The organism is Virgibacillus sp. NKC19-16 (genome assembly GCF_021560035.1).
In the GTDB taxonomy this organism is placed as follows: Bacteria; Bacillota; Bacilli; order Bacillales; family Amphibacillaceae; genus Virgibacillus_L; species Virgibacillus_L salidurans.
The window spans coordinates 2,353,474-2,377,918 of sequence record NZ_CP074373.1 but is presented as its reverse complement, the minus strand read 5'-3'; the positions used below and the strand labels follow the sequence as shown (position 1 = coordinate 2,377,918).

At 37.8% G+C, this 24,445-nt stretch carries 27 protein-coding genes and 1 pseudogene; 20 read left to right on the top strand and 8 right to left on the bottom strand.

The genetic code is table 11. The features are described 5' to 3' along the window. Positions 1-288: 288 nt before the first annotated feature. The 3 genes from KFZ58_RS12240 to KFZ58_RS12230 all read left to right on the top strand — a co-directional run bounded on the left by KFZ58_RS12240 (position 289) and on the right by KFZ58_RS12230 (position 2,278). On the top strand, positions 289-558 hold the full coding sequence (locus KFZ58_RS12240) for a YesK family protein (protein WP_235791584.1): 270 nt from the start codon (positions 289-291) through the stop codon (positions 556-558). A gap of 124 nt (positions 559-682) precedes the next feature. Further along, positions 683-886, top strand: coding sequence for a hypothetical protein (locus KFZ58_RS12235; protein ID WP_235791583.1), 204 nt, complete (start codon positions 683-685; stop codon positions 884-886). A gap of 1,083 nt (positions 887-1,969) precedes the next feature. Beyond that, the gene (locus KFZ58_RS12230) at positions 1,970-2,278 is read left to right on the top strand and encodes a C45 family peptidase (protein ID WP_235791582.1); all 309 of its coding nucleotides are present in this window, start codon (positions 1,970-1,972) and stop codon (positions 2,276-2,278) included. A gap of 122 nt (positions 2,279-2,400) precedes the next feature. Here the strand turns inward: KFZ58_RS12230 and KFZ58_RS12225 are convergent, their stop codons facing one another. Further along, complete coding sequence (locus KFZ58_RS12225; protein WP_235791581.1) at positions 2,401-2,553, bottom strand: hypothetical protein; 153 nt, start codon at positions 2,551-2,553, stop codon at positions 2,401-2,403. Between the two features lie 190 nt (positions 2,554-2,743). Between KFZ58_RS12225 and KFZ58_RS12220 the strand changes: the two genes are divergently transcribed. After that, positions 2,744-2,929 carry a hypothetical protein gene (locus KFZ58_RS12220; protein WP_235791580.1) on the top strand — a complete coding sequence of 62 codons (186 nt, stop codon included), beginning with the start codon at positions 2,744-2,746 and terminating at the stop codon, positions 2,927-2,929. A gap of 253 nt (positions 2,930-3,182) precedes the next feature. On the opposite strand, the gene KFZ58_RS12215 is transcribed toward KFZ58_RS12220, so the two are convergent. Genes KFZ58_RS12215 through KFZ58_RS12205 form a run of 3 tightly spaced genes read right to left on the bottom strand, consistent with a single transcriptional unit; the run spans position 3,183 to position 5,609 of the window. Then, positions 3,183-3,941, bottom strand: coding sequence for a hypothetical protein (locus KFZ58_RS12215; RefSeq protein WP_235791579.1), 759 nt, complete (start codon positions 3,939-3,941; stop codon positions 3,183-3,185). Next, complete coding sequence (locus KFZ58_RS12210) at positions 3,938-4,846, bottom strand: ABC transporter ATP-binding protein (protein WP_235791578.1); 909 nt, start codon at positions 4,844-4,846, stop codon at positions 3,938-3,940. Before KFZ58_RS12210 ends, KFZ58_RS12215 begins: the two co-directional genes overlap by 4 nt. Continuing rightward, a complete protein-coding gene (locus KFZ58_RS12205) occupies positions 4,839-5,609 on the bottom strand; it encodes a MerR family transcriptional regulator (protein ID WP_235791577.1) in 771 nt (256 codons plus the stop codon). Before KFZ58_RS12205 ends, KFZ58_RS12210 begins: the two co-directional genes overlap by 8 nt. A 290-nt stretch (positions 5,610-5,899) precedes the next feature. On the opposite strand from KFZ58_RS12205, the gene KFZ58_RS12200 reads away from it, so the two are divergent. The 7 genes and pseudogenes from KFZ58_RS12200 to KFZ58_RS19375 all read left to right on the top strand — a co-directional run. Beyond that, positions 5,900-6,877 carry a M23 family metallopeptidase gene (locus KFZ58_RS12200; RefSeq protein WP_235791576.1) on the top strand — a complete coding sequence of 326 codons (978 nt, stop codon included), beginning with the start codon at positions 5,900-5,902 and terminating at the stop codon, positions 6,875-6,877. A gap of 7 nt (positions 6,878-6,884) precedes the next feature. Further along, on the top strand, positions 6,885-7,058 hold the full coding sequence (locus tag KFZ58_RS12195) for a hypothetical protein (RefSeq protein ID WP_235791575.1): 174 nt from the start codon (positions 6,885-6,887) through the stop codon (positions 7,056-7,058). A gap of 425 nt (positions 7,059-7,483) precedes the next feature. Next, the gene (locus tag KFZ58_RS12190; RefSeq protein ID WP_235791574.1) at positions 7,484-8,218 is read left to right on the top strand and encodes an SDR family NAD(P)-dependent oxidoreductase; all 735 of its coding nucleotides are present in this window, start codon (positions 7,484-7,486) and stop codon (positions 8,216-8,218) included. Positions 8,219-8,239: 21 nt separating this feature from the next. Next, positions 8,240-8,449, top strand: a complete 210-nt coding sequence (locus KFZ58_RS12185) for a hypothetical protein (protein ID WP_235791573.1) — start codon at positions 8,240-8,242, stop codon at positions 8,447-8,449. Positions 8,450-8,792: 343 nt separating this feature from the next. Further along, positions 8,793-9,149, top strand: coding sequence for a HesB/IscA family protein (locus tag KFZ58_RS12180; protein WP_235791572.1), 357 nt, complete (start codon positions 8,793-8,795; stop codon positions 9,147-9,149). Positions 9,150-9,316: 167 nt separating this feature from the next. Continuing rightward, on the top strand, positions 9,317-10,321 hold the full coding sequence (locus KFZ58_RS12175) for a DUF3231 family protein (protein ID WP_235791571.1): 1,005 nt from the start codon (positions 9,317-9,319) through the stop codon (positions 10,319-10,321). Positions 10,322-10,552: 231 nt separating this feature from the next. Further along, a pseudogene (locus KFZ58_RS19375) lies at positions 10,553-10,711 on the top strand (hypothetical protein); the annotation flags it as partial. Positions 10,712-10,947: 236 nt separating this feature from the next. Here KFZ58_RS19375 and KFZ58_RS12170 read toward each other — a convergent pair. Then, on the bottom strand, positions 10,948-11,934 hold the full coding sequence (locus KFZ58_RS12170) for an NAD(P)/FAD-dependent oxidoreductase (protein ID WP_235791570.1): 987 nt from the start codon (positions 11,932-11,934) through the stop codon (positions 10,948-10,950). 315 nt (positions 11,935-12,249) lie between these two features. Here KFZ58_RS12170 and KFZ58_RS12165 point away from each other — a divergent pair, with 315 nt between their 5' ends. The 3 genes from KFZ58_RS12165 to spsC all read left to right on the top strand — a co-directional run bounded on the left by KFZ58_RS12165 (position 12,250) and on the right by spsC (position 14,621). Next, on the top strand, positions 12,250-13,467 hold the full coding sequence (locus tag KFZ58_RS12165) for an NAD(P)/FAD-dependent oxidoreductase (RefSeq protein ID WP_235791569.1): 1,218 nt from the start codon (positions 12,250-12,252) through the stop codon (positions 13,465-13,467). A gap of 100 nt (positions 13,468-13,567) precedes the next feature. After that, positions 13,568-13,879: a YuiB family protein gene (locus KFZ58_RS12160; protein ID WP_235791568.1), complete on the top strand. Its 312-nt coding sequence runs from the start codon at positions 13,568-13,570 to the stop codon at positions 13,877-13,879. A gap of 58 nt (positions 13,880-13,937) precedes the next feature. Beyond that, the gene (spsC, locus tag KFZ58_RS12155) at positions 13,938-14,621 is read left to right on the top strand and encodes a stationary phase survival protein SpsC (protein WP_235791567.1); all 684 of its coding nucleotides are present in this window, start codon (positions 13,938-13,940) and stop codon (positions 14,619-14,621) included. A 111-nt stretch (positions 14,622-14,732) separates the two neighbouring features. Here spsC and KFZ58_RS12150 read toward each other — a convergent pair whose 3' ends face one another. The 3 genes from KFZ58_RS12150 to deoD form a co-directional block, all read right to left on the bottom strand. After that, positions 14,733-15,206 (bottom strand): divergent PAP2 family protein, encoded by a 474-nt coding sequence (locus KFZ58_RS12150; protein ID WP_235791566.1) that lies wholly within the window; start codon positions 15,204-15,206, stop codon positions 14,733-14,735. A gap of 99 nt (positions 15,207-15,305) precedes the next feature. Further along, positions 15,306-15,899, bottom strand: a complete 594-nt coding sequence (locus tag KFZ58_RS12145) for a biotin transporter BioY (protein WP_235791565.1) — start codon at positions 15,897-15,899, stop codon at positions 15,306-15,308. An 89-nt stretch (positions 15,900-15,988) separates the two neighbouring features. Next, on the bottom strand, positions 15,989-16,696 hold the full coding sequence (deoD, locus tag KFZ58_RS12140) for a purine-nucleoside phosphorylase (RefSeq protein ID WP_235791564.1): 708 nt from the start codon (positions 16,694-16,696) through the stop codon (positions 15,989-15,991). A 615-nt stretch (positions 16,697-17,311) separates the two neighbouring features. On the opposite strand from deoD, the gene KFZ58_RS12135 reads away from it, so the two are divergent. The 6 genes from KFZ58_RS12135 (at position 17,312) to KFZ58_RS12110 (ending at position 24,395) form a co-directional block, all read left to right on the top strand. Next, positions 17,312-18,889, top strand: a complete 1,578-nt coding sequence (locus tag KFZ58_RS12135) for an FAD-dependent oxidoreductase (RefSeq protein WP_235794739.1) — start codon at positions 17,312-17,314, stop codon at positions 18,887-18,889. A 304-nt stretch (positions 18,890-19,193) separates the two neighbouring features. Continuing rightward, positions 19,194-20,354 (top strand): sensor histidine kinase, encoded by a 1,161-nt coding sequence (locus tag KFZ58_RS12130; protein ID WP_235791563.1) that lies wholly within the window; start codon positions 19,194-19,196, stop codon positions 20,352-20,354. After that, a complete protein-coding gene (locus tag KFZ58_RS12125) occupies positions 20,332-20,964 on the top strand; it encodes a response regulator (RefSeq protein WP_235791562.1) in 633 nt (210 codons plus the stop codon). Before KFZ58_RS12130 ends, KFZ58_RS12125 begins: the two co-directional genes overlap by 23 nt. Before the next feature lie 119 nt (positions 20,965-21,083). After that, positions 21,084-22,016: an ABC transporter ATP-binding protein gene (locus KFZ58_RS12120; protein ID WP_235791561.1), complete on the top strand. Its 933-nt coding sequence runs from the start codon at positions 21,084-21,086 to the stop codon at positions 22,014-22,016. Between the two features lie 13 nt (positions 22,017-22,029). Continuing rightward, entirely contained in the window at positions 22,030-23,289 is a 1,260-nt protein-coding gene (locus KFZ58_RS12115; RefSeq protein WP_235791560.1) for an ABC transporter permease, read from the top strand. After that, positions 23,289-24,395, top strand: a complete 1,107-nt coding sequence (locus KFZ58_RS12110) for an ABC transporter permease (RefSeq protein WP_235791559.1) — start codon at positions 23,289-23,291, stop codon at positions 24,393-24,395. Before KFZ58_RS12115 ends, KFZ58_RS12110 begins: the two co-directional genes overlap by 1 nt. The last annotated feature ends 50 nt before the right edge of the window (positions 24,396-24,445 follow it).

The following is a 24,445-nucleotide window of genomic DNA, read 5'->3' as shown; positions in this document are numbered from 1 at the left end:
GCGGTAACTTTCAGTACGAATAGATCAGATTATGTAATAAAGAGATTTTACAATTATAAGGCACAACAAGCGGATTAATTCTGCTCGTTGTGTCTTATACTTTTGAGCAAGGGGTTGATTCCCATGCTTCCCATGATTGCTAGGGAAGCCACTGATTGGATTAAAATCCATAATCAAGCGGAAATAAAAAAGTCTACAGTTGAGTGAAAATTCCTCTAATCTATGTTATAGTTTCATATAATTCAAAATTGATTTAATGCTAAAGTTGCAGAAAATGGGGGGATTTGAATGATGATTTTCGGACCTTTATTTGTAGCTCTTGTACCTGGAATTATTATAATAACGTTAGCTTGGTGGTTTAGAAGAAAGGGCTATTCATTATTGGTAAGGATGTTACCCGGATCTTTCGCAACAATTGCTACCATTATTCTTTTCTATATTGGTTTTGTTAATATTAGGGGATTTGAAGGTGGAGCCTACGGTATACTTGCTTTCTTTTTAGTTGTTTTTAGTATTATATCTTTTATCACAGGAAAAAAGGTTACAGTCCAACAATAAAAAATTATTCAACCTTTCATGATAGTTATTTTCCTGAATCGGACATTCACCTAATATTACTTCCAATATTGCACCAAAGGACCATTTTACCGAATAAGTCAACTTGTAAGGGGGGGATAAAAGCGTGTCCAAAGGTTTAAAAATAATGTTATTTTGGTCACTCGTATTCCCATTTACTGTTACTATCTTTCGCATTATTATAGATTATTTTTTAGGTAGGGAAATTGAATTACTACCATATTCAGCTGTATTCTTAGGTATAGTAGCTGGAGGATTGATTTTTGGTGGGCCACTACATTATTTTATATCAAATTCCAGAGAAAATTAAATTCGTATATCTATGGTTTTCTGTAATTATGAACAAGAGTACTTTCTCTGTAGGTTTACCGGCCTATTTGAAACGTATTGTTCAATTGATGGAGTCTTGAGATAATATTTTTTAAACTATATGGGGAGAATTGATGAATATCAACTTAGAATTTAAATTCAACGAAGCAGTTAATGAATAAATAATGGGGAAGGCCTTTCAATATGAGATTTCCATATTCAGGGGAGGTAAAGTTCTTGTGTTAAAGAAGGCTACAAAGTATGATGAATCAATTGCTTTGATATTTACTATTTTTCTTGGACCAATAATAGGAAAAAATATTTTAGGTTTGTACATTGATTTAGACAATGTACTTTTATCTTTCTTGCTAATTTCCTTTTTTATAATTATAGCTTTCATCCTTTTTAGATTTTTCACCTCACTGATAATAAACTTAATAATTAGTACGAAGCAACGTTGACCTCGCGAACTTGTATTGAAATACCTGAATCAGCTAGAATTCATATTCCCTCATAAGTAATTGCTCTTCTGCTAACTAGTGTTTTGGTTGAAGAACGTTGATACATAAGGATCTTATAACCATATTCCGTAAAAGAGCTGTTGTCGTATAAGATTTGTTGCTATTGAATAAGTTTTTTTACCCATCTTGTGTAATCGCAATTTTGTTAACCAAAGGAAGGTTTCATATTCTATGAATGGAGTTGGTGTTATGCGCGTATAGTAAAGATTCGTTGCTTGTAGAGGAGGATAATGGAAATACATATAAGGCATTGTGGAAGTCTTTGGATGAATTTCAAGATAAACAATTGAGACTTGTTCCTGAAACACTTTTTGATTTCTTTAAAAAACGAAATTATTAAGTTAACGAGCACTTATCTCTTGCGTTATAAGGTTAATTTGTAGAATAGGTGTTTATATTATAATATTACGTATCGGATAGGGGTAATGACGAATGGGGAATTTTAAAGTTTCTTTAGAACAATACCGTGGGACTTCTTATGATATTGGTTATCGTCAAGGCCTAGAAATTGATAGGTCCTTAATCAATATGTTCTCAAATATTATTAATGAGGAAATAGACCTATGCTTAGATTAAATCGGGAAAATTTAGAAGGAACTAAGGAACGATTAAACTATTTATCTCAAAGTAAGATAGAAAAAATGAATGGTCAAGATGCCTTTAACACATTCAGAGACGCTGCTACACCATTGTATAATGAACATTATCATGAATTTTTCGGGACACTTCATACTTTTGCATATTTATTTGATGAAAATAAAATTATAACTGCAATTCCTGGAGGTGAGGTGCTGGAGGTTGATTTTAACAAATGGGTGAGGGGAGAAAGCATAAAACAAAATGTATTGAACGGTTATCTGAATTATTTTTAACTATTATAATATAGCCTTGAATTCCTGTATCCGGGCGCAAAAGCGGGGAAATTGCGCCCGGATTTTAAAGAAAGGTAATTGTTTGGATATGAAATGTAATATTGATTGACAGATTTTTTGCTTTATTCTTCTCGATCTTTGAATATCGCTTCTATTAATTTCGAAAATTCATCCACTTGCTCTGTAATTAAAAAAATAGGCAGAAGTAAAACAGCCATGTAAAGTGCAGCGCTAGTTAGTATAACTTTTGTAGCAATCTTTTTCAGTAACCGCATTTCTCCTCTCCTCCTTTGAATGTTCATAATTATACGCCTTTTATTTGAGAATACAAGGGGATATAAGAATTATTTTAAAAGTTGCGACTGAATGAATACCTTCTTATTTGGATGAGGATTCGTAGGATTAAAAAGTTTGTAGCACAATACCAGCTAGAAAAATAGTAAAGATTTAACAAGGGGGATCAGTGTGGAAGACCAATATGTTGTTGGATGGGGTACTCTTACACTTATTAACGCTGGGTTAGCACAAGGAAAAAACAGGTCGGGTCTTAATTGGTTTTTAATCTCTTTGTTCCTTGGGCCGATAGCTACATTGCTATTAGTAACTTTGGATAAGCTACCAGAAGAAGACGAGAATAATAATTCCGATTAAGGTTGGATATTTATAGAATCTGGGGAGTGGCTGAAAATGCTAGTCTTCCTGTTTCCGGTTGGCCTCGTTGTATTTATTATCCTTATAAGTCGATCGCAGTACAATAAGGAATTGGTTACAGATACAAAAATGGAATAAGGTTGCGAGCGTTTGCGTATAAAGACCATTTTGGGTTGCATACAACAAAGGAGAAGTATAAATATTATAATACTTCTCCAGCCTATATTGTTCATTCTTGTTTAAAACTGTCTCATTAATAGTCGGTTCTTTCAAATTTCCACAATCCGATAAAAGACGAAATAATGATCCATCCCAGAAGAATACCTGTTGATAAGACGAGAGAATCACTGCTGGAATTGATATCGATAAAGGTGCCCAGTGCCTTCTCCGGGAAAATAGCAAGCAAGGGATTTGAGACGTCAGAAGGGAACATATTAATGAGTGCGGGAAGGAACATGACACCTAATGAAAAGGTGATACCTCCTGCAGCAGATTGAATAAAGAATACTCCGGCTGCACTCAGTATACTATAGAATAATACCATTACGACGGAGCCAATGATTTTCATAAGAATACCACTATCCATTGCAGCAAACCCGCTTATACCATTCGCAACTGAAATAAAGTGATCGATGACAAGTAATAACACTGATACTGCTACACTAAGCAAAATGGAAAGAATCGACAGGAACAGAATTTTAGAAAGAAAGTATTTTCTGCGGATCGGAGTGATCGATAAGTTCGTATGGATCGCTCCTGGTGCCAGATCCTTGGAGATGAAAATGGCTGTAAAGATAATCATCATAATGGCTGTAACGTCCATACCAAGGAATGAAATATCTATAACTTCCATAAACGTCAGGTCTGCCAGCTGTTTTCCTTGTGTAATGCTAATCGTCAACACAAAGATGGCTCCAAACAAGATGCTTAAGAATATCATCGTAACTAGAAAATTCCGGTAACTAGGCAGGTAGAGTATTTTTTTAAAATCCGATTTAATCAAGTTCATCATACATCTTCATCTCCTTGTGATACATAATCTGCTTTTCCAGCAGTAATTTCCGTAAATAATTCCTCTAGGGAGGGTTTTACTTTTTTCAGTTCATAAAGGATCAAATGGTGGTCTCGGGCAAGTCTACCAATCTCTTTTGCCTCCAGGTTCCTCACCTCAAAGCCAGCCCCGCGCTGCTGGATTATTGCCTGTTCTTCCTGAAGAAGTTTTTTCATTTTTCCTGTGTTGTCTGCTTCGACATAGACATAGGAGCTTAAACGATTCATTTTCTCCATGGTCAAATCAGCAAGCAATTTTCCCTGGCCGATAATCACAACCCGATCGGCAACAGCCTGAATTTCACTCATTAAGTGACTTGATACAACTACGGCCTTTCCTTCTCTGGCAAGCCGCTTGAACAGTCTGCGAAGCCATTTGATCCCGTCTACATCCAGTCCATTGAAAGGCTCATCTAGGATAATCGCATCAGGGTCGCTGATTAGGGCGGTAGCAACACCGAGTCGTTGCTTCATTCCAAGCGAGTAGGATTTCACCTTTTTATTTTTTGCATTTTCCAGCCCCGTGATCTTCAGCATGTCATCGACTCTGACCAGGTCAATATTTGCTGCTGTAGCAATAATGGATAGATGCTGCTTCGCTGTGAGATTCTTATCCAATGCTGATGGATCGATGAGTGTCCCAAGCTTTTTAAACGGTTCCGGGTAGTCTGTATATTTATTCCCCTCGACGAGCACGCTTCCAATCGTAGGCTGGACCAGAGATATAACCATTTTCATGGTTGTTGATTTGCCGGATCCATTAGGCCCAAGAAATCCTGTGACTTCGCCTGGTTTTAGGGTCAGGCTTAAATGGTCAACGGCTGTTTTATCGCTATAATTTTTTGTTAGGTTTTCTAATTTAATCACTTGTATCACCTTTTCTTAGATAATAGTTATATGCATCGCTTATAAAATCCTTGGAGAAGTTATATAAAAATAGATCTTCCTGTGGCCACTTATCGCTTTCTTCCAAACCTTTTTCAAAGGGCGTAATACCATCAGGGTCATCAGCCGTAATGTTTTCTGTGAATTCATGCCATTTCTTGCCAAACTGAAATCTTGTCTGTTTTTCCTCATGGGTGCTGTTTAATTTATAAGAAGCGGCTTCCAGAATGAGCTGTTTCCACTGCCAGTAAATCTCAATGATTTCATTATAGTCATCGTATTTGTTATCAAATAGTTCTTTCGTTTTCTCATCGAAGTCGATATTTGCATAATCAAGAATTGTTTGCTTATTCAAACTGAGGACAAGCTCTATAGTCGGTTCCAGTTTTTGATCCGGATTTGCTTCAATGGACGCATTTACTGCTTCAATGATTGCCAGATTCATTTTGGTCTCCATCTCCTGCTGGAAGAGGATGTCTGCCTGATTTGTTAAAATCTGTTTGATATCAGCTGCATCATCAAAATTCATCAGGTTATTTTTAATCTCTTTCAGCGGAAACCCGAGACGTTTATAAAATAAGATTTGCTGGAGTGCCATTAAATCTGATTTTGAATAGTATCTGATGTTCTTTTTCCCATCTCTTTTCGCTGCAAGCAAATTGATCTTATCGTAATATTGAATGGTTCTTATGGTTGCTCCAGATAATTTAGCTAATTCGCCAACCGTATATAATTTTGCAGTCATGCCATTCACCTCTACTTTTATTAAAACATATTACGTAACGTCATATACAAGAGCTTTTAAAAGATTTTACTTAACTAGTCTTTACATAAGCCTGTAATAATAATATGTAAATTATGCCGTAAACAAATGCGATTGTGATGCAATAGTGAGGGATTTCTATCTCCACTAGTTAAAGCATTAGCGTGGTAGTAACGGGACCAACCTATTTAAGTTTCAGATTCCGTTTATGAAACTTTTCCTTTCACTTAATCGTAATAGTACATATGAAGAAATTTTAAGGAGGTGTGCGATTGAAATATCTAAGAACATTTTTAATACTGACTGTTTTTTCAATTATTCTCTTATCCGCTTGCAACACGGAAGAGGGGGCGTCTGAAGAAAGTCAGGAAGAAGATGCAAACGAAGGAGAGGAACCGATGGAGCCAAAGGAATTAACTGATGTTTTATTGAATGGGGGTTATGAGCGGGTGCACAGCCAGATGAGCAAATCGTTTCAGGATGAAGTGTCCCTGGAGCAGCTGAGGGAGCTAGGCAAAGAATTTAACACTGGTGTTACTACATATACATTACAATCTGAGTTCCCTTATGGTAATGGCGGACAGCAATACGTTTGGATAGATGACAGTGGTTCTAAAGGGATAATCGCAGTCTTTGATCAGGATGAGATTATTCAGGGATTGCAGATGATGCCGCTTGCTATCTATCCGGAAACTGATGAAATATATACAGAAACAGTATTTGATTTGCCGTTTCAAGATGAGTGGTTCGTATTTTGGGGAGGAACGAACAGTTTGGTTAATTATCATTATGATTATGAAAACCAGCGCTATGCTTATGATTTTGTGGTAATGAATGAAGACAGCTCCTATGAAGGAGATCCCACCTTAAATGAAAGCTATTATGCATTTGGCAAGGAGTACCTGGCTCCGGCTGATGGGACGGTTGTTCATGTGGAAAATAGTGTGGAAGATAATGAACCGGTTGGGACAATGAATGAAGAGCAGCCTTTTGGAAATTATGTCATCCTTGATCATGGTAACGAGGAATACAGTTTTCTTGTTCACTTCAAACACCAGTCGATTGAAGTGGAGGAAGGGGATGAGATCAAGCAAGGTGATTTGCTTGGGCTCGTCGGTAATTCCGGAAATTCCAGTGAACCGCATATTCATTTCCATGTAGCTGACTCTCCGGACCCGGCGGATTCAAAAAGCATCCGAATTAATTTTGACCGGGATGAGGAATTTATCCAAGGAGATTTTGTGGAATAACCTACTCGTGAATTGGCCAGTATTAAAAGATATAAAATGGGTGGCATTTCAATTAACATCAATTTTGTCAGCAGTCGCAGGAGTAATTTTTGCAGTTGGTAGCAACAGTTACTGGGTGCTGCTTTTTCTTGATGATATTGATGAGTTTAGGGGGAGTAGAGCAACGAAACTGACACAATAAGAGAAGTACGGTTTGGTCCTTGGTAGATGCAAAACAGATTGGAGCTTAATTGATTTTTCATATCTTTGTGGAGGATGAAATAACAAGCTGTGTCACTTTTTCTTTCAAAATATATGTTAAAATTAAAATAAATCATTGATCAGAGAGGTTTGTTTATGATACCAAGAACGTTAAATGACAATAAAAATAACATCAGAATAGATATTTCTCGAACAATACTCACATTAGTTCTGATTTCTGGTATATACGGTTTTTTTAATAATGAAGAGCTCGCAGCTAAGTTACTTGCAATGGGTGGGTCTATTGGAGTTCTGTTCTTATTAATCATGTCTTTTATGTCGTCATCAAAATCAAAAAATAGGTAATGATCATGATACAATTTAGTAGATTAGAGGAACAAAAAGATAGCGAGAGGAGTTCACTAAGTGCTTAAAAATAGAAAAGTAATAATAACTGGTGCAGCTTCCGGAATTGGCAAAGAAATTGTTAAACAATGTTTACATGAAGGTGCTTCGGTAATTGCATGTGATATTAATGAAGACTCCCTTCATAAGTTAAAACGATCAATGGTTGAGCACTATTTTTTGCATACATATCAGTTGGATGTAAGTAAGTATGAAGAGGTTGCCACATTTTTTGCACATATTGAAAATGAACACTCTGACGTAGATAGTCTAGTTAACAGTGCAGGAATTTATTTGGCAAAAAATATACTGGATTATCAAGAAGATGAAATTGATAAAGTCCTAGATATAAACGTTAAGGGATGCATTTATTTCTCCCAAATGTTCGGCAAGCAATTACTTCAAAAACAACATAAGGGAGTAATCGTGAATATGTCTTCAGTGTCCGGGATAGAAGGCAGTTCAGATGCAATTTATGGACTATCAAAAGCGGCCATCCTGGGTTTAACTAAAAGTAATGCAATGAATTTCTCACCATACATTAGGGTCAACGCTATTACTCCTACGATGGTTAAGACTCCGATGATGGGTGCAATACCTGATTGGCGAAAAGAGGAGTATTTAAATCATGAACTTATCGATACACCAGTAACACCTGAAGATGTTGCTGATACTGTGACCTTCTTATTATCAGATAAATCCAAGCATTACACAGGAGCAACATTCGATATAAATAATGGAGCGTATCTAAGGTAGTTGGAATGAGGTGGTGGAAATATGAATATAAAGAGAATTACTCCCATACAAGGGTTGTTAATAGTAGGTTTATTCGCATTTATAGTGGTTGCAATTCTAATAGCTGCCCAATCTTATCTTAGCTATGCAGCAGTAACAGAAGCAGCCGATAATTGTTTTAATATTGGTGGACATCCTATTATTGAAAAAACAGGTTTAGATATGACTTATTTCGAATGTGTAACGGATTAATTTTAGTTTTATTCCATTAAAGAACTCTTATCTCTATAGGCCTGTTCTTTACTTCCATAACTTTGTTTATGTTTATTGTTATCATTCTAAATAACACGATGACAATTGAGGGAATAATTCCAGTATTAGTAATGTATATTGTGGCTGGAGTTTCAATAGGTATCATTGCGATGTTTGCCCATCGAATCAATATTAGAATTGAGTTATGAAACGATGTTGTTGTATTAGTGAATGATGAGCTTATTGCTGAAAAATAATACCAAATGATTGAACAGTTTCATTCTAATTTGTATAATTAAAGATAACAATACCATATTTTAATTAAAAAAGGAGGGTCCGTGGCATGTCTATTTCGATTACAGATAGTGCTGGTGAACAAATTAAAGAAATGATGAAAGATGAAGAAGGGAATGCTCGCCTACGCTTCGGAATTAAGGGCGGTGGATGCAGCGGATTATCTTATGCGCTGGGATTTGAGAATGAGATCAATGAAGAGCTTGATAAAGTAGAAGAAATTAATGGTATTCCGGTTGTGATGAACAATCAGGACATTCCAATCATAGAAGGCACAACAATTGACTTTAAACAGAACATGATGGGTGGAGGATTCTCAATCGATAACCCGAACGCCATTGTATCATGCGGGTGCGGGTCTTCGTTTAGAGCAAAAGATAGAGCAGGAACACCAGGAGACTGTTAAAGTTAGATGAAATATTTAACCTGAACATATATTAAGACTTTCTTAGCGATTAATTTAATCGTTAGGGAGGTCTTTTTTTATGGTCGAAATCAAGATGTAATAAAATCCTGTTATTAACAGACAATAAGTAGTAGAAATCACCAATAGCACGAGGAGGATTAGTAACTATGGACACAGGAAAAAACATTAGATTAACTTCAGCCGAGCTTTCACAACTATGGGGATCTCACCAAAATGATACATTAGCCATTTGTATGCTTCGTTATTTCCTAAATCACGTTGAAGATACAGAGATACGCCCATTGTTACAACATACTTTGGAAATATCACAAGCTCATATCCTAAAATTGACTGGATTTTTTCAGGAAGAAGGGAATGCAGTACCACAGGGTCTTACCGAAGATGATGTGAATGAATCCGCACCACGCCTTTTCTCAGATACATATATGCTAATGTATCTGCAGCAAGTGGGGCAACTTGGGCTTAACGCGTACAGTGTTGCAGTAGCTAACTCAACGCGACAGGATATTCACACCTATTTTTCGGAATGTCTCAGAGAGTATACCGAACTTCATGCAATGGCAAATGACCTATTGCTTGCTAAAGGCCTTTATGTACGTCCACCATATATCCCAACACAAGACAATGTTTCATTCGTAGATTCAACTAAATTTCTCACAGGATGGTTTGGGAAACGAAGACCATTACTTTCGCTGGAAGTCGCTAATTTGTTTGCTAATGCCCAGCGCAATGCTTTAGGTGTATCAACATTGATTGGTTTTAGTCAAGTTGCCAGGTCAAAAGAAGTTACAAATTATCTGATTCGTGGAAAAGAAATTGCAGCCAAACATGTTGAAATTTTCGGTTCCATTTTACGTGAAGATGACTTACCTATTCCAATGACATGGGATTCAGAAGTGACAAAATCAACCACTCCCCCGTTTTCTGATAAGCTCATGACGGTGGCGACGACGGGATTAATTGCAATCGGAATAGGATATTATGGAACAAGTATGGCAACAAGCATGCGGGCTGATATAAATACACATTATGTGAGACTGACAGGCGAAATCGGCAAATATTCCCTGGACGGTGCTAAATTAATGATTAAAAATGGCTGGCTAGAACAACCGCCGATGCAGGCTGACCGCGATGGGTTAGCAAAACCATAACTTCCCCTGAGCTTGAGCTGGCTTAATGGTTGGCTCGCTTTTTATCTTTTCCCAGGCAGGCGTGCTACAACTGAGAAAAGGATAGAATGCTAACGGGGGAGAAATTTTATGAGTAATAAAATAGACACGACACAGCTATGTGTAGCAAAGGTTCCTTTTTTCAATCATCTGGATGTCGATGAAATGCTGGAGATCGATAAAAGCAGGCACAGAAATTAAAAAAAAGGGGAGACCATTTTTAGTGAGGGTGATCCACTCGAGTATTTGTATATTGTCCATCAAGGGAATTTACCAATTATTTGCATCAGGAAAAGAGCAATTATTGCGCATTTTAAATCCTGGAGAATTTATGGGGAATTAGCAGAAACTTTCAAACAATGGAGGGATTAACCAGAGTGGCCATCGTAATATAAAAATTCTTGATAAAAATGCATTAGCAGATATTGTTGCTGAAATGTAAAAAGCTAGAGATGGAGGGTGTTCCAATCTCTAGCTTTTCGTTTAATATCTAGCTCCGGTCCTAGAGACTGCCGTCATAAGCAATGAACACTTCGAGCGCTAACCCCGAGCGCTCTACAAGTCCTTGCTTATGCGTCTGTCTCTGACCAGTCGCCTGCGCTTTTCCTTTAAAACATCGCCGTTGAGTGTTTTGGCTGAATACGTGCTTTTGGATCAATGTATTGTTTGGCATTGTTAATGGCTGTTGGTCCTTCGCCAAAACCGGTTGCGATCAGTTTAACTTTTCCATCATAGGTGCAAATATCACCAGCTGCGTAAATGCCGGGTATGTTTGTTTCCATTTTTGTATTAACCACAATACTGTTTTTCTCGATTTCCAGTCCCCAGTCTTTGATTGGGCCAAGGGTCGAAATAAATCCATAATTACATAGAACGGAGTCGACTTCGAGTTCTATCTCTCTATCCCCTTTAACCTCTTCTAAAATTAATTGATCGATCTTATCACTTGTAACGATATCCTTTGGAGTGAAGGGTGTTAAAATATCTACATTCGAGGACATGAGCTTCTCGACACTGTGTTCATGTGCCCTGAACTTGTCCCGTCGATGAATAAGTGTGACTTTTTCTGCGATTGGCTCGAGCATCAATGCCCAGTCAACTGCAGAGTCACCGCCGCCTAATAATGCGACATTTTTTCCTCGGTATTGATTCATGTCCTTCACATGATAATGCAGGTTCACACCTTCAAATTGATCACAGTCCCCTACATTCAGGCGGCGTGGCTGAAATGCACCATTACCTGCCGTGATAATAATTGTTTTTGTATAGTGAATTTCTTCTGTATTGGAAGTGAGTTTGAATGTATCATCCTCTAGGCGTTCTACCTTATCAATTGCCTGCTCTAAAACAATTGTGGGGTCAAACAGATTTGCCTGTTCCTCTAGGTTATCGACTAACTCCTGTGCGCCAACTTTTGGAAATCCTGCTATATCATATATATCTTTCTCTGGATAAAGGGCTGTCAATTGCCCTCCAGTATGTGGTAAACTTTCAATTATTTTTACACTGGCTTGTCGCATGCCCCCATAAAAAGCAGTAAATAAACCAGCAGGGCCTGCGCCAATTATTGTGACGTCATAAACTTTGTCTGACAAGGAAGATCCCCCCAATTCTATATTAAATTGTACAGCATTCCCATATTATCATAAATAAATATGCATTGTGTAGCACCAGGGCTAATCAGTCTAAAAGGTTATGAATAATACAACATTCTCGGAGGATCAAATCAAGGGTTGAAAAATAATGTTAAAAAGGCTACCATTATCAATGGACATATTACATTTATGTTACAAAAAGATTATAATTCTATTATTTCACGTATGATTGTTTGATATATGAATGTCATTTAAGTGAAAAACGTCACATAGAAATAAGTACATAAAGAAATACACAAATGGAAGTGATGCATTATGAACAATCCAAATATAGTTATTCTGGGTGCGGGTTATGGTGGCATAATGACTACCATTAAACTACAGAAATCTATGAATATAAACGAAGCAAATCTGACACTTGTTAATATAAATGATTATCATTATCAAGCAACTTGGCTACATGAAAATGCTGCAGGTACATTGCACCATGATCGTACTCGAATTCCAATTAAAGAAGTTATAAACAGGGAGAAAGTTAATTTTATTCAGGATAAAGTAATATCTATTAAACCTGATGAAAAAAAGGTCAAGCTTGAAAATAGGGAGTTAACCTATGACATACTTGTTGTTGGTCTTGGATTTGAAGCAGCTACGTTTGGAATTCCTGGCCTGGAAGAACATGCATTTACAATTGGTAATATTAATAGTGCTCGTCTGCTAAGGGAGCATTTGGAATACAATTTTGCTTTATATCATAATGAAAAAGATAAAAAAAGCGCCCGTCTGAACATCGTTGTAGGTGGTGGCGGATTCACAGGTATTGAATTTGCAGGGGAGTTGGCGAATCGTATTCCAGCGTTATGTGAGGAGTATGATATCGAAAAAGCCCAGGTTCGTATTATCAATATAGAAGGTTCGGAAACGGTATTGCCAGGTTTTGACCCGCATCTCGTTGAATATGCGATGACCTCACTGGAATCCAGAGGCGTTGAATTTATAACCGGTGCGATGATAAAGGAATGCAAGCCGGAAAGCATCGTGTATGAAAAAGACGGGAAACAAGTAGAAATCCCGACCATGACTTTCGTATGGGCAGCTGGAGTCCGTGCTAACTGCATTGTGGAAAAATCCAACTTAGAAACAAACCGCGGGAAGGTAGAAGTACGGCAGGACATGCGTGCACCTCATTATGATGATGTATTTGTCATCGGAGATTGTGCACAGATTTTAGATCCTGAGAGTGGTCTACCTTATCCACCAACTGCACAAATTGCTATACAACAATCCGCTGTAGTTGCGCATAACGTAAAGTCGCTTGCTAGTGGTCGAGAAATGGAAGTTTTTAAACCAAATATTTTAGGGTCTGTTGCCTCTTTAGGGAATAATGATGCAATCGGTGTTGTGATGAATGATCGGAAACTATTTGGCTGGAAAGCAACGATGTTGAAAAAAATAATTGATAACCGTTACTTGTTTAAATTAGGCGGGATCGGTTTGTTATTGAAAAAAGGTAAATTTAACGTTTTTAATTAAAGTTGAAATTAGCAAAGACAGACAGCTGTCTTTGCTTTTTCTTTGATTTATAATAAAATGAGGGTTGTAGGTATGATTAGTCAGTAAAGGAGCTGCAGCATTGATTCAATTAGTCGTTTCCGTGTTATTGTATTTTGTTATATTTTTCGGTATAGCCTTTATTTTAAATATGCTACTTCGACGTACGTGGCTGATGTCTTTTTTGTATCCAATTATCGTGGTTATGATTGTGGACAACATATCCACATGGGAATATTTCACAAATCCAGGAGATGCCTTTTCAACAGCACTCACAAGATTTACGGAAATTACGCCAGTTGATGTAACGATCTTGTTGTCCGGGTTTATTGGTACGATTGTTTCCGGAATCGTTATTAAAATCTTACGTAAGAGTGGATATCAAATGTTTTAAAGTTTTTTGAATAAAATTTTTAAAGATTGGTAATGATGACATGCAGAGAGGTGTTATTATGAAAATCAAAAATTTTATTCGAAGAACCGGTATGATTCTATTGTTTGCAGGTGCCTTTTATGTAACTGTAACTACCATTTCGAATGTAACTTTGGCAGATATTCAGGTAGGTGGAGAAGCTAAGATATCAGATAGTTCAGCCAGTGTATCGGAGTATAGAAACACAGCACTACAGGAAAAAGGATTAAACAAAGTAAACGAGAAGAAAAGGTACATTTCAAGTAGTGATGAAATAGAAGGACCGAAAACACTGGAAGAAGCAGTTGATTTTGAACAGTACCCAACCGCTACCGTATTAGCAACAGGGTATACAGCTGGAGTAGAGTCGACAGGGAAGACTCCGGATCATCCCCAATATGGCACGACTTTTTCTGGTGTACAGGTAAAACGAGACTTGTATTCTACTATTGCAGCTGATTTAAATGTCTACCCGATCGGAACTATCATGTATATTCCGGATTATGGTTATGGCGTTGTAGCTGATAAGGGTAGTGCCATCAATGGAAATGATATTGATCTATACTACCCTACAGTAGAAGATGTTTATGCCCAGTGGGGTAAAAAAGAAGTAGAGGTTTATATTGTTGAGATGGGTGACGGGAATTTAACCGAAGAGGCCCTCATTGAATTGAATGAAAATGAAGCTTTACAAGTATTTAGAGAGCAAATGCCAGAAAGCTAAAAAAAGACAGACTTCTAGTGAGGAAGTCTGTCTTTTTATCATGAAATCGGCTATATCCTTGATTTCTACCAATCCGACTTCTGACCTCTAATAAATGCGGACGCGTTTTTTCTAATATAGAGGAAATAGCAGAAAGGCAATGCCAACACCGGACAGTCCGCCAAAGAATACTTCAATTGGTTGATGTCCCAGTATTTCTTTTAACTCTCGTCTTTTCTCATATTCCGCTTTTTTATTCCAATCCTTTGCTTCATCAATGAAGTTTTGAAAGTCGTTGATTAATTTGTTCAAAGCAACCGCTTGTTCACCTGCATGTCTGCGTACTCCTGTTGCGTCGTACATGGTAATAATACTGAAAACAAAGGCAACGGCGAACATAATGGATGTTACACCTTCAACGATTCCTATACCGGTAGTTAATGCTGTTACTGCTGCAGAGTGACTGCTCGGCATACCACCACTGCTAAATGCTACGCTTGGTTTAAACTCTCTTGACAAGAGGAGTCTAATAGGGACTTTCACAGCCTGTGCAAAAATAATTGCGGTTACCGCGGCCATTAATGGAAAGTTTAAAAACAGATCCATATAGTGTAAAAACATCCTTCCTGCTATGTATCCCGAATGGGGGCGCATTTCTTTTAACAGCTATTTTACCACACAAAATAGATATGCGCATATAATGGTCTATATTTTCGCGCCTAACCAGCGTGCAGGAATACGCTTGGCCAAATTGACCATAAAAGTAGCTGCTAAACAGGCCATTGCGGTGTCTTTTAGTAGAAAAGGTAACATCCCGGCCCAAGCAAGCCCATAGGAGATGTTGAGTTCCAGCCATGTATTCATCGCTATATACATATAAGAAACCCCAATTCCGTAATTAAAGATCAAACCGATCAGAGCAGCAATAATGTAAACAGGTACAGATCGATTTTTACTAAGTTCTGCGACCCCTCCAACAAAGAATGCAACAAAAATAAAAGAAATAATAAATCCGCCTGTGGGGCTGATTAATGCCATAGGTCCCGCTTGAAGTCCTGCAAAAATGGGAACCCCAGCTACGCCAACAAGTATATAGGTGATCATCGTAATGGCTCCAAGCTTTTTCCCAAGCATCAATCCTGCCAAAACAGCAAAGAATGTCTGTAAAGATAAAGGTACAGAAGCTCCGCCTATTGGAACAGCCAGGAATGGAAACCAAACCGTAATATTAGCACCAATTGCCATTAAACAGACAAATACGGCACCAAATGTTAAATCAATTGGACGTAAATCCTTCATAAAAATAACCCCCTCTACGTTGATAGTAAGGTAGAAGGAGAGTATTGTCAACCTGTTTTTTAAAAGGGTGACGATTAGAATTCGTTCGCTTATCGCAATGCTGCGTCCAATGCAACTTCCATCATCTCATTAAAGGTTGTTTGACGCTCCTCAGATGATGTTTCTTCTCCGGTTAAAATATGATCGGAAACGGTTAAGACGGATAATGCCTGACGATCAAATTTAGCTGCTAACGTGTAAAGTGCAGAGGTTTCCATTTCAATGGCAAGCACTTTGTATTTTGCCAGTAATTCATTGAGCTCCTTAGCATTGTCGCGATAAAACGTATCACTTGTAAATACATTGCCTACTTGCAGATTCAATCCTTTTTCGACACCGACATCATACGCGTTTTTCAGTAGATCAAAGTCAGCGATCGGGGCGAAGTCGATACCGCCAAACACCATGCGGTTAAGCTGTGAATCCGTAGTAGATCCTTGTGCCAGGATAACATCACGAACGTTAACGTCTTTTTGAATAGCTCCACATGTTCCGACACGGATTAACTTTTTAACATCATAGCTTTGAATCAATTCATTTACATAGATGGAAATTGATGGAACACCCATCCCGGTTCCTTGTACGGAAACACGCTCACCCTTATATGTTCCGGTAAAACCATACATGCCACGAACCTGATTATACTGTGTTACATCTTCCAAAAATGTTTCCGCAATAAATTTTGCTCTTAGTGGATCTCCAGGTAATAAAATTTTATCAGCAATATCTCCTTGTTTCGCTCCAATATGTACACTCATACTTATTCCTCCCAGTTAAAAGGTAATCTTTCAAAATAACGGTATCATAACGGTTGCGTGAAGACAAATATCTTGGTGGACAAGCTATTCATAGTTTCTTTCAACCGTCGCCCCCCGTATGAAAGAACTGTGGGAAGAATGATGGTATTCCGCTTAAAAGCTTGTACTTGTTCCATGAAGTAAAATATTGTTCAAATTTAAATCAAAGTGGAGAGGGGGATCTCCACTTTGTTGACTAAATAATAACCCCTTGCTATTGTTTATGTGATTAACATTGGCTGTGCATCTATCATCTACCCAGTTCCATGTTGAATATTATAGTTCAGTAAGGATCTACGCCAATTACACTAAAGGTCATACTGTTGACGATTTTTCTCAAAAAACATATTCTACCCCCGAATAATTGAGTTTGACAGCTGACTTAACAATAAATTTCATCAGCTAAATCAAAGGTTATTGATGTAGCATTCATAACGCTTTTCGTTCCCAAATATGGTCTCAGATAAATAACATACACCAGTCTCAGGCAGATACTTGAAGACCAAGGGTAATAGCATAATATCTCAATACATGGATATTCTAATATTGAATAAGACTAAATACGGAGGTATTATTATGCCTGACAAAGGCCATGAAGGTGGACAATTACCGGAATCACCGAAATCTTACTGGAAGGATTCTGTTGATTTACCAGATTTTCCTCAACTGAAGGAGGATTTAGAAGTAGACGTTGTCATTGTAGGTGGTGGTCTTACTGGTATCACTACAGCTTATCTTTTAGCAAATGAGGGTTTTAAAGTTGCATTACTAGAGGCAAATAAATTGTTAAACGGTACCACAGGGCATACGACCGCCAAGATTACGGCCCAGCATGGTTTAATTTATGATGAGTTCATTCAAAATATTGGTGAAAGCAAAGCTAGATTATACTACGAAGCAAGCACCAAGGCGTTGAATTTTATTAAAGAAACAGTGAATGAACAGAATATCGACTGCGATTTTATCGAACAAGACGCATATCTATATGCTACTACTGAAAAATACGCTCGTAAACTTGAAAATGAAGCTAGAGCTTATGAAAAACTCGGTATTGACGGCGAAATGGTGGACAGTATTCCTTTCAATATCGATATAAAAAAAGGCTTGGTTATGAAAAAACAAGCACAATTTAATCCCCTTAAGTATTTAGCTAATCTGGTTCAAGGGATTGTGGATAAAGGTGGGCAAATCTTTGAGAACACGACATGTGTAAATGTAGAAACCGGAAAACACCCAAAAGTCCTTACCCACAATAAAAAAAGTGTAACGGGAAATTATGTCATAGCTTGCTCACATTTCCCTTTTTATGAAGGAATGGGATTATACTCAGCAAGAATGCACGCAGATCGTTCCTATATTCTCGCGGTTAAGACAAAAGAAGATTACCCAGGCGGTATGTATGTTAGTGCAGATGACCCTGTTCGTTCCCTTCGTTCCGTAACTATAAATGGGGAGGAAATGGTCCTAGTTGTTGGGGAAAGCCACCAAACGGGTCAGGGCATGGACACAATGGAACACTACAAGGCTTTGGAAAGTTTTAGCCAAAATGTTTTTGAAGTGGACAAGATACTATATCGCTGGTCTGCACAAGATCTTGTTACACAAGATAAGGTTCCTTTTATTGGAGCAATAACCTCTAATCAGCCGAATATCATGGTTGCGACAGGATTCCGTAAATGGGGGATGACAAATGGAACAGTTGCTGCTTTGCTGTTTCGATCAAGAATTTTAGGCAGATCAAATGATTACGATAAGTTATTTGCACCATCACGATTTTATGTGAATCCAAGTCTGAAAAACTTTTTCGTGGATAACGCGGACGTTGTTAGCCATTTAATTAAAGGAAAACTTGAAGTGCCTAGTAAAACAGTTGAAGATTTATCGAATGACGAGGCTGCTGTTGTTAGTATTAAAGGACATAGGAAGGGTGCGTATAAGGATCAAGAAGGGACTATGCACATTGTAGATACGACATGTACACACGTTGGCTGTGAAGTTGGATGGAACAACGGAGAACGTACTTGGGATTGCCCGTGTCATGGTTCTAGATTTTCATACACTGGGGAAGTGATTGAAGGACCAGCGGAAAAACCATTAAAGAAATATGATTACCACATGATTGAGAATTTGACGTCAGAAGAATCTGGTTATTAAGAAGAAATATGTAAAATTAGTTGGTTCGTTTAACACGGTGCCTATGCAGCAAACCGGGACGATAATTGCATAAAAAGGACAATACATATTTTATATGACTAATATGTATTGTCCTTTTATTTATCTATCTTTGAACAATGCTCAGCACTGTTTACAATGATGTGTTATTGGACCGCAAACTTGACTCCCCCCTTCATCTGCAGGGTTTTGTAGAATAAGGTACAATGGGGGAGAAACTCATATATCAATTTTATTAATAAATACAGATAGATAATAAAAAGTATCTGAGAATAGGAGGAGCAGCATGAAGACATTTTGGATATGGCTCTTATTTAACGTTACTTCCTGGTTATTGGCAATGGTTTATTTCAATCAGAGTATAGAAGATCTGACAGTACGATTGTTTGGAGTTGCATTTTATTTTGTGATTTTCTTTATCATGCCACTTGTTGAAAGAAAGCCCAAAGCTTTAGTGCTACTACTGAGTGTTAATGCTGTTATCGCAAGCTTTTCTTTATTTCCCGAGAAAGATGGGATGTTTAATCCATACCTTATTCTTGTTATATCATTGCTGATGGGGTCAGCGTTTTATCATTTATCATTAAAGCTCGGCACGATTACTGGATTAATCAGTACTGCAGGTTTAATTGCAGCTGTATTGAATTCAAACCTCTCTCCTCTATTACAAATTTTTATTGCCATTTACATATGCTTCCTTTTTGCTGGACTGGTGCTTTACAGAAAAATGAAGAATCGTACGGAAGATCTTGATGCCAGGTATGATGCACTTATCGGTGAATATCGGGCAATAAAAAGACAACTTGTTTCTGAGGAAGAAATAGCGAGACAGGAAGAACGTATACTAATTGGCCATGAAATCCATGATTCTGTGGGACATAAGCTCACCGCACTTCTCATGCAACTGGAGGCATATCGTCTAAAAGTTTCCGAAAAAGACAAGGAAACGGTGCAATCCTTGAAAGAGCTCGCGAATTCAAGTTTAGAAGAAACTAGAAATGCTGTAAAATCGCTGAAGACAACTGAAACTGGTGGACTTCCAGGGGTGTTGCGTTTAATTCGTAAACTGGAAATGGAAAGCTTTATTCGAGTTCATTTTACTGTGAAACATGGAGCGACTACAGTAGCACTTACTGGTGAGCAGTCGTTCGTGATTTACCGTTCTGTACAAGAGGCATTAACAAATATTATGAAGCACAGCAATGCCAGGGAAGCTGAGATTACATTTGAAGCGCCTGGAGGTACTATTTTTCGTTTTGAAATCAGTAATCCAATAGCAGATAATAGAAGGTATCATGAAGGGTTTGGAATCTCTTCCATGAAGGAGAGATTAGAGAAATTTGGAGGTAATCTTGAAGTCTTTAAAACAGAAGAAGAATTTATTGTAAGAGGTTTCTTAAAAATTGCGGATACGGGGGATGAAGATGAATCGGATACTACTGGCTGAAGATCAGGTAATGGTTAGACAAGGGCTAAAATTGATGATCGAGACAGATGAAGAATTGAAGGTGACAGGTGAGGCGAATAATGGCAGGGAAGCCATTATTCTTTGTGAAAAACAGGCGTTTGATATTGTTATCCTAGACATTCGTATGCCTGTAATGGATGGAATAGAAGCAGCCAAAATCATTCAATCCCGCTGGTCAAAAACGAAAATATTGATGTTAACTACGTTTGATGATAATCAATATGTGCTGGAGACGTTAAAAGTTGGAGTCAGCGGATATATCCTGAAAAATGGCGACACCGATTCATTACTTCGCTCCATTCGAAGTGCTTTGACTGGAGGGTTGGCCATTGAAGAACAAGTGGCTGCTAAAGTTATGCCAGTATTATTAAAGCGCGGGGAAAATAAAGAACCTGATCCATCTTTAACCCCACGGGAAAGGGCTATTTTAAAGTGCATTGGAGAAGGACTCAGCAATGACGAAATTGCAGAAAGACTTGCTTTATCCGTAGGTACGGTTAAAAATAATACGAGTCAGATTCTGAATAAATTGGCTTTAAGGGATCGTACGCAGCTCGCGATCTATGCGATTCGCCACAATCTTGTATAAAAGGAAGAAAAATGATTAAAGTAATGGTTATAATAAAACTTCGTGACTGGAGACAGTGGTGACACTGTTTCTTTTTGTGTATTCTAAATGTAACCTCATTTATAAGGAGTGCCGATATAATGCTTGAAACGATAAATCTTAGTAAAAATTTCAAAGAAAAGAAAGCTGTTGATAAAGTTGATATTTATTTAGATGAAGGCGAATCCGTCGGTCTGCTAGGTCCAAATGGAGCTGGCAAGTCAACAGCGATTTCCATCATATCTTCTTTGTTAAAACCTACATCTGGTGATGTGAAGTTAAATGGAAAGAGTATTATAAAGAATCCAGCTAAAATCAGAAAAATACTTGGTGTTGTACCACAGGAAATCGCATTATATGAAGAACTTTCTGCCTATGAAAATCTAAAGTTCTTCGGAGAAATCTACAAAGTTAAAAAGGACATTTTGGAGGGACGCATCCAGAATGTGCTTGACATGGTGGGATTGAAAGAGCGGCAAAAAGATCTTGTTAAAACATTCTCAGGTGGCATGAAAAGAAGAGTTAACATTGCAGTAGCATTATTGCATCAACCGAAAATCCTCATTCTTGATGAACCAACTGTCGGCATTGACCCACAATCGAGAAACCATATTTTGGAGACAGTTCGTAAATTAAATGAAGAACAGGAAACAACCATCCTTTATACGAGCCATTATATGGAAGAAGTTGAGGAATTATGTAACCGCGTCTATATTATGGATCATGGAAAAGTGATCGCTTCAGGAAGTAAATCGGAATTATTAAGTATTTTATCAAGCGAGGATACGATACAGGTACAACTTAGTGAAACAAGTGACAAATTAATAGAGAAGATTAAATCATTTGAAACGGTACGTCAAGTGGATGAAACACAGAAGGGCATTCGCATCATATCAAAAAAGGGCAGTAATATTCTGAGTGCAATAGTGTTTGCTGCAGAAAAAGAAGGTATTCAAGTAACACACTATGAAATGGAAACACCTAGTCTTGAAGATGTTTTCCTGCATTTGACAGGGAAAACATTGAGAGACTAAAGGAGGTAAAAAGATGGGCTCATTTTTAAAAAAGGATCTATTGGTATTTTGGAGGGATCGTAAAGAGATTCTTATGACCTTGTTGCTTCCTATTGTGATTATTCTCGTATTAAACTTTGCGATGTCTGGTTTATTTGATGAAGGTGGAGAATCAATGGATATAGATGTGGCAATTGTACAAGAAGATAATGAATCGGTTGGTTTGGATCAGTTTGAAGAGAAGGTAAATGAAATGGATTTTCCTTTTGCTGAAAAAGAGACCCTGCTTGCACAAGCAGCACAAATATCCCCAGTTGATCTTATAAATGAATACTTTAACGACCCGGAATTGCAGGAATGGGTCAGTACACAGGAATTAAGTAGAGAGGAAGCAACGGGATTAGTGGAAGAAGGGGAGTTAGATGCGTTAATTACTATTCCAGAAGGCTTCACATACAGTGTGCTATCCTCGATGATGCTTGGAGAGGATACAGAAAAAGCACTAACAATAAATGTTGAAGGAGAATCAAGTGAAGTTAATGCACTTCAAGAAATGGTTACAAATTACGTTAATACATTTAATTTCCAGTTCGCACTCGGCAGTTCTAGTGAAGCTGGAATGGCTGAACCGGAATTGCCGGAAGGAGGCAGAGAAGTGGTGGAAGGGATGGAACCCTACACCATGACCCAGTATTTTACGGTGGCGATGGGTGCCCTGTTTTCCTTGTTTGTTGCCTCTACTGTTGCGACGAAAACGATCACGGAAAAAAGAGAACGTGTATTTAACCGAATTATGCTCACTAATAGTAAGCCAATTCATTATTTAATGGGGAAGATATTATCTACTTTCTTAATGGCATGGATACAACTGTTGATCACATTTACGGTTACCACATTACTATTGGATGTTTTTTCAGGGATGTCATTCGAATTTTGGGTTGGGACCATTATCGTAATAACGGCCTTTTCAATCGCTGTTAGTGGATTAAATGCCTTGTTTATACCGATTACATTAAGGGTGGAAGATCCGAATGCAGCGAATGGTATTTTTACAATGATTATTTTGGGATTTGCAATGCTCGGTGGGAGCTTTTTTCCAATTGACTTTCTACCAGAATGGATTCAGCGAATTGGGGAATGGACACCTAATGGATTAATGCAAGGGACACTATTGGAGTGGATACAATATGGCTCTTTTACGGATTTAATAACACCGATCATTTTAATGCTGGGCTTTTTTATCGTATGTCTCCTGGTTGGTATGTTCCTATTTCCTAGAAGGGAGGGAATATAATGTTCCCAGTATTTAAGGCGCAATTGAAAAAAGATAAACGTAAACCATTAATTATTATTTTATTTATTGCTGCCAGCATCGCTGCATCGCTTATATTTGGAGGGAGCACGCAGCAAAGTGAAACGACCGTAGCCATTTTTAGCAGTGGACCTAACGCTCAGGAAGTAGAAGAGAAATGGGAAGGTTTACTGAATGGTAATGAATCTGTAACCTTTGTTATAACAGATGAAGAAAAGGCACGTGAAGATGTGATTGAAGGAAGACGTGATGTCGCCATTCACGTGATGGAAAATGATTATCGTCTGGTTACCTCATCCTATATGCCACAGGTAGAAATGATCGAATCACAGGTGCATGAGGTGTTCACAAGAGAGGCACAGCTTACAGCGGCTGCAGGTGACCGAAGTACGGAGAAATTTCGAGATGAAGTGGAGAGTTATATGAAAGATCCGCCATTACAAGTTCAAACACTGTCCCTTCAGAATGAGAATCTTCATGATATGGGCCTTCATATGAGTCTTCAGTTATTGTTTGGATTTACCCTTTTTGCCGCCATGTTCACCATCGGATTTAAAGTAAATGGGATTACGGCAGATAAGGTAAGTGGGGTATGGGATCGCATGATTCTATCCACTGTCAGTAAAACAAGTCTGTACTCGGGACATCTTATTTATAGTTTTTGTATTGGTTTTTTTCAAATGTTCATTGTTTTACTCGTATTTCAATATATAATCGGATATGATTTAGGGGATTTTGGTATGATACTTGCCATTGCAGCAGTTTACACGCTAAGCATGGTTAGTCTGGCTATGTTACTTACCGGAATACTTCGGACACCAGAACAATTTAATGCGGTTTTCTCTTCCATTATTCCAATGATTCCAATCATTAGCGGGGTATACATGCCACCAGGAACCATAAGTAATTCCATTCTATTATTTATTGCAGATTTGTTCCCGCTGGCGCATGGTGTGGAAGCAATGATAGATGTTGCTCTTTATGATGCAAACTGGAATGACATTGCTTTACCAATCGCCTTAATGCTTTTAATTGCTGTTGTATGTATGGGAGTAGGGGTTAACATGGTTGAGCGGAGAAAGGAATAAAATTAAATTATCTACTTTTCTGAGACGGTGTATCATCGTCTCAGAAAAAT

Excerpts from the sequence above, each read along its gene's own strand:
- KFZ58_RS12240 (WP_235791584.1), top strand. The coding sequence starts at position 289 with ATGATGATTTTCGGACCTTTATTTGTAGCTCTTGTACCTGGAATTATT.
- KFZ58_RS12230 (WP_235791582.1), top strand. The coding sequence starts at position 1,970 with ATGCTTAGATTAAATCGGGAAAATTTAGAAGGAACTAAGGAACGATTA.
- KFZ58_RS12225 (WP_235791581.1), bottom strand. The coding sequence starts at position 2,553 with ATGCGGTTACTGAAAAAGATTGCTACAAAAGTTATACTAACTAGCGCT.
- KFZ58_RS12215 (WP_235791579.1), bottom strand. The coding sequence starts at position 3,941 with ATGATGAACTTGATTAAATCGGATTTTAAAAAAATACTCTACCTGCCT.
- KFZ58_RS12205 (WP_235791577.1), bottom strand. The coding sequence starts at position 5,609 with ATGACTGCAAAATTATATACGGTTGGCGAATTAGCTAAATTATCTGGA.
- KFZ58_RS12185 (WP_235791573.1), top strand. The coding sequence starts at position 8,240 with ATGAATATAAAGAGAATTACTCCCATACAAGGGTTGTTAATAGTAGGT.
- KFZ58_RS12180 (WP_235791572.1), top strand. The coding sequence starts at position 8,793 with ATGTCTATTTCGATTACAGATAGTGCTGGTGAACAAATTAAAGAAATG.
- KFZ58_RS12175 (WP_235791571.1), top strand. The coding sequence starts at position 9,317 with ATGGACACAGGAAAAAACATTAGATTAACTTCAGCCGAGCTTTCACAA.
- KFZ58_RS12165 (WP_235791569.1), top strand. The coding sequence starts at position 12,250 with ATGAACAATCCAAATATAGTTATTCTGGGTGCGGGTTATGGTGGCATA.
- spsC (WP_235791567.1), top strand. The coding sequence starts at position 13,938 with ATGAAAATCAAAAATTTTATTCGAAGAACCGGTATGATTCTATTGTTT.
- KFZ58_RS12150 (WP_235791566.1), bottom strand. The coding sequence starts at position 15,206 with ATGGATCTGTTTTTAAACTTTCCATTAATGGCCGCGGTAACCGCAATT.
- KFZ58_RS12145 (WP_235791565.1), bottom strand. The coding sequence starts at position 15,899 with ATGAAGGATTTACGTCCAATTGATTTAACATTTGGTGCCGTATTTGTC.
- deoD (WP_235791564.1), bottom strand. The coding sequence starts at position 16,696 with ATGAGTGTACATATTGGAGCGAAACAAGGAGATATTGCTGATAAAATT.
- KFZ58_RS12135 (WP_235794739.1), top strand. The coding sequence starts at position 17,312 with ATGCCTGACAAAGGCCATGAAGGTGGACAATTACCGGAATCACCGAAA.
- KFZ58_RS12130 (WP_235791563.1), top strand. The coding sequence starts at position 19,194 with ATGAAGACATTTTGGATATGGCTCTTATTTAACGTTACTTCCTGGTTA.
- KFZ58_RS12125 (WP_235791562.1), top strand. The coding sequence starts at position 20,332 with ATGAATCGGATACTACTGGCTGAAGATCAGGTAATGGTTAGACAAGGG.
- KFZ58_RS12120 (WP_235791561.1), top strand. The coding sequence starts at position 21,084 with ATGCTTGAAACGATAAATCTTAGTAAAAATTTCAAAGAAAAGAAAGCT.
- KFZ58_RS12115 (WP_235791560.1), top strand. The coding sequence starts at position 22,030 with ATGGGCTCATTTTTAAAAAAGGATCTATTGGTATTTTGGAGGGATCGT.
- KFZ58_RS12110 (WP_235791559.1), top strand. The coding sequence starts at position 23,289 with ATGTTCCCAGTATTTAAGGCGCAATTGAAAAAAGATAAACGTAAACCA.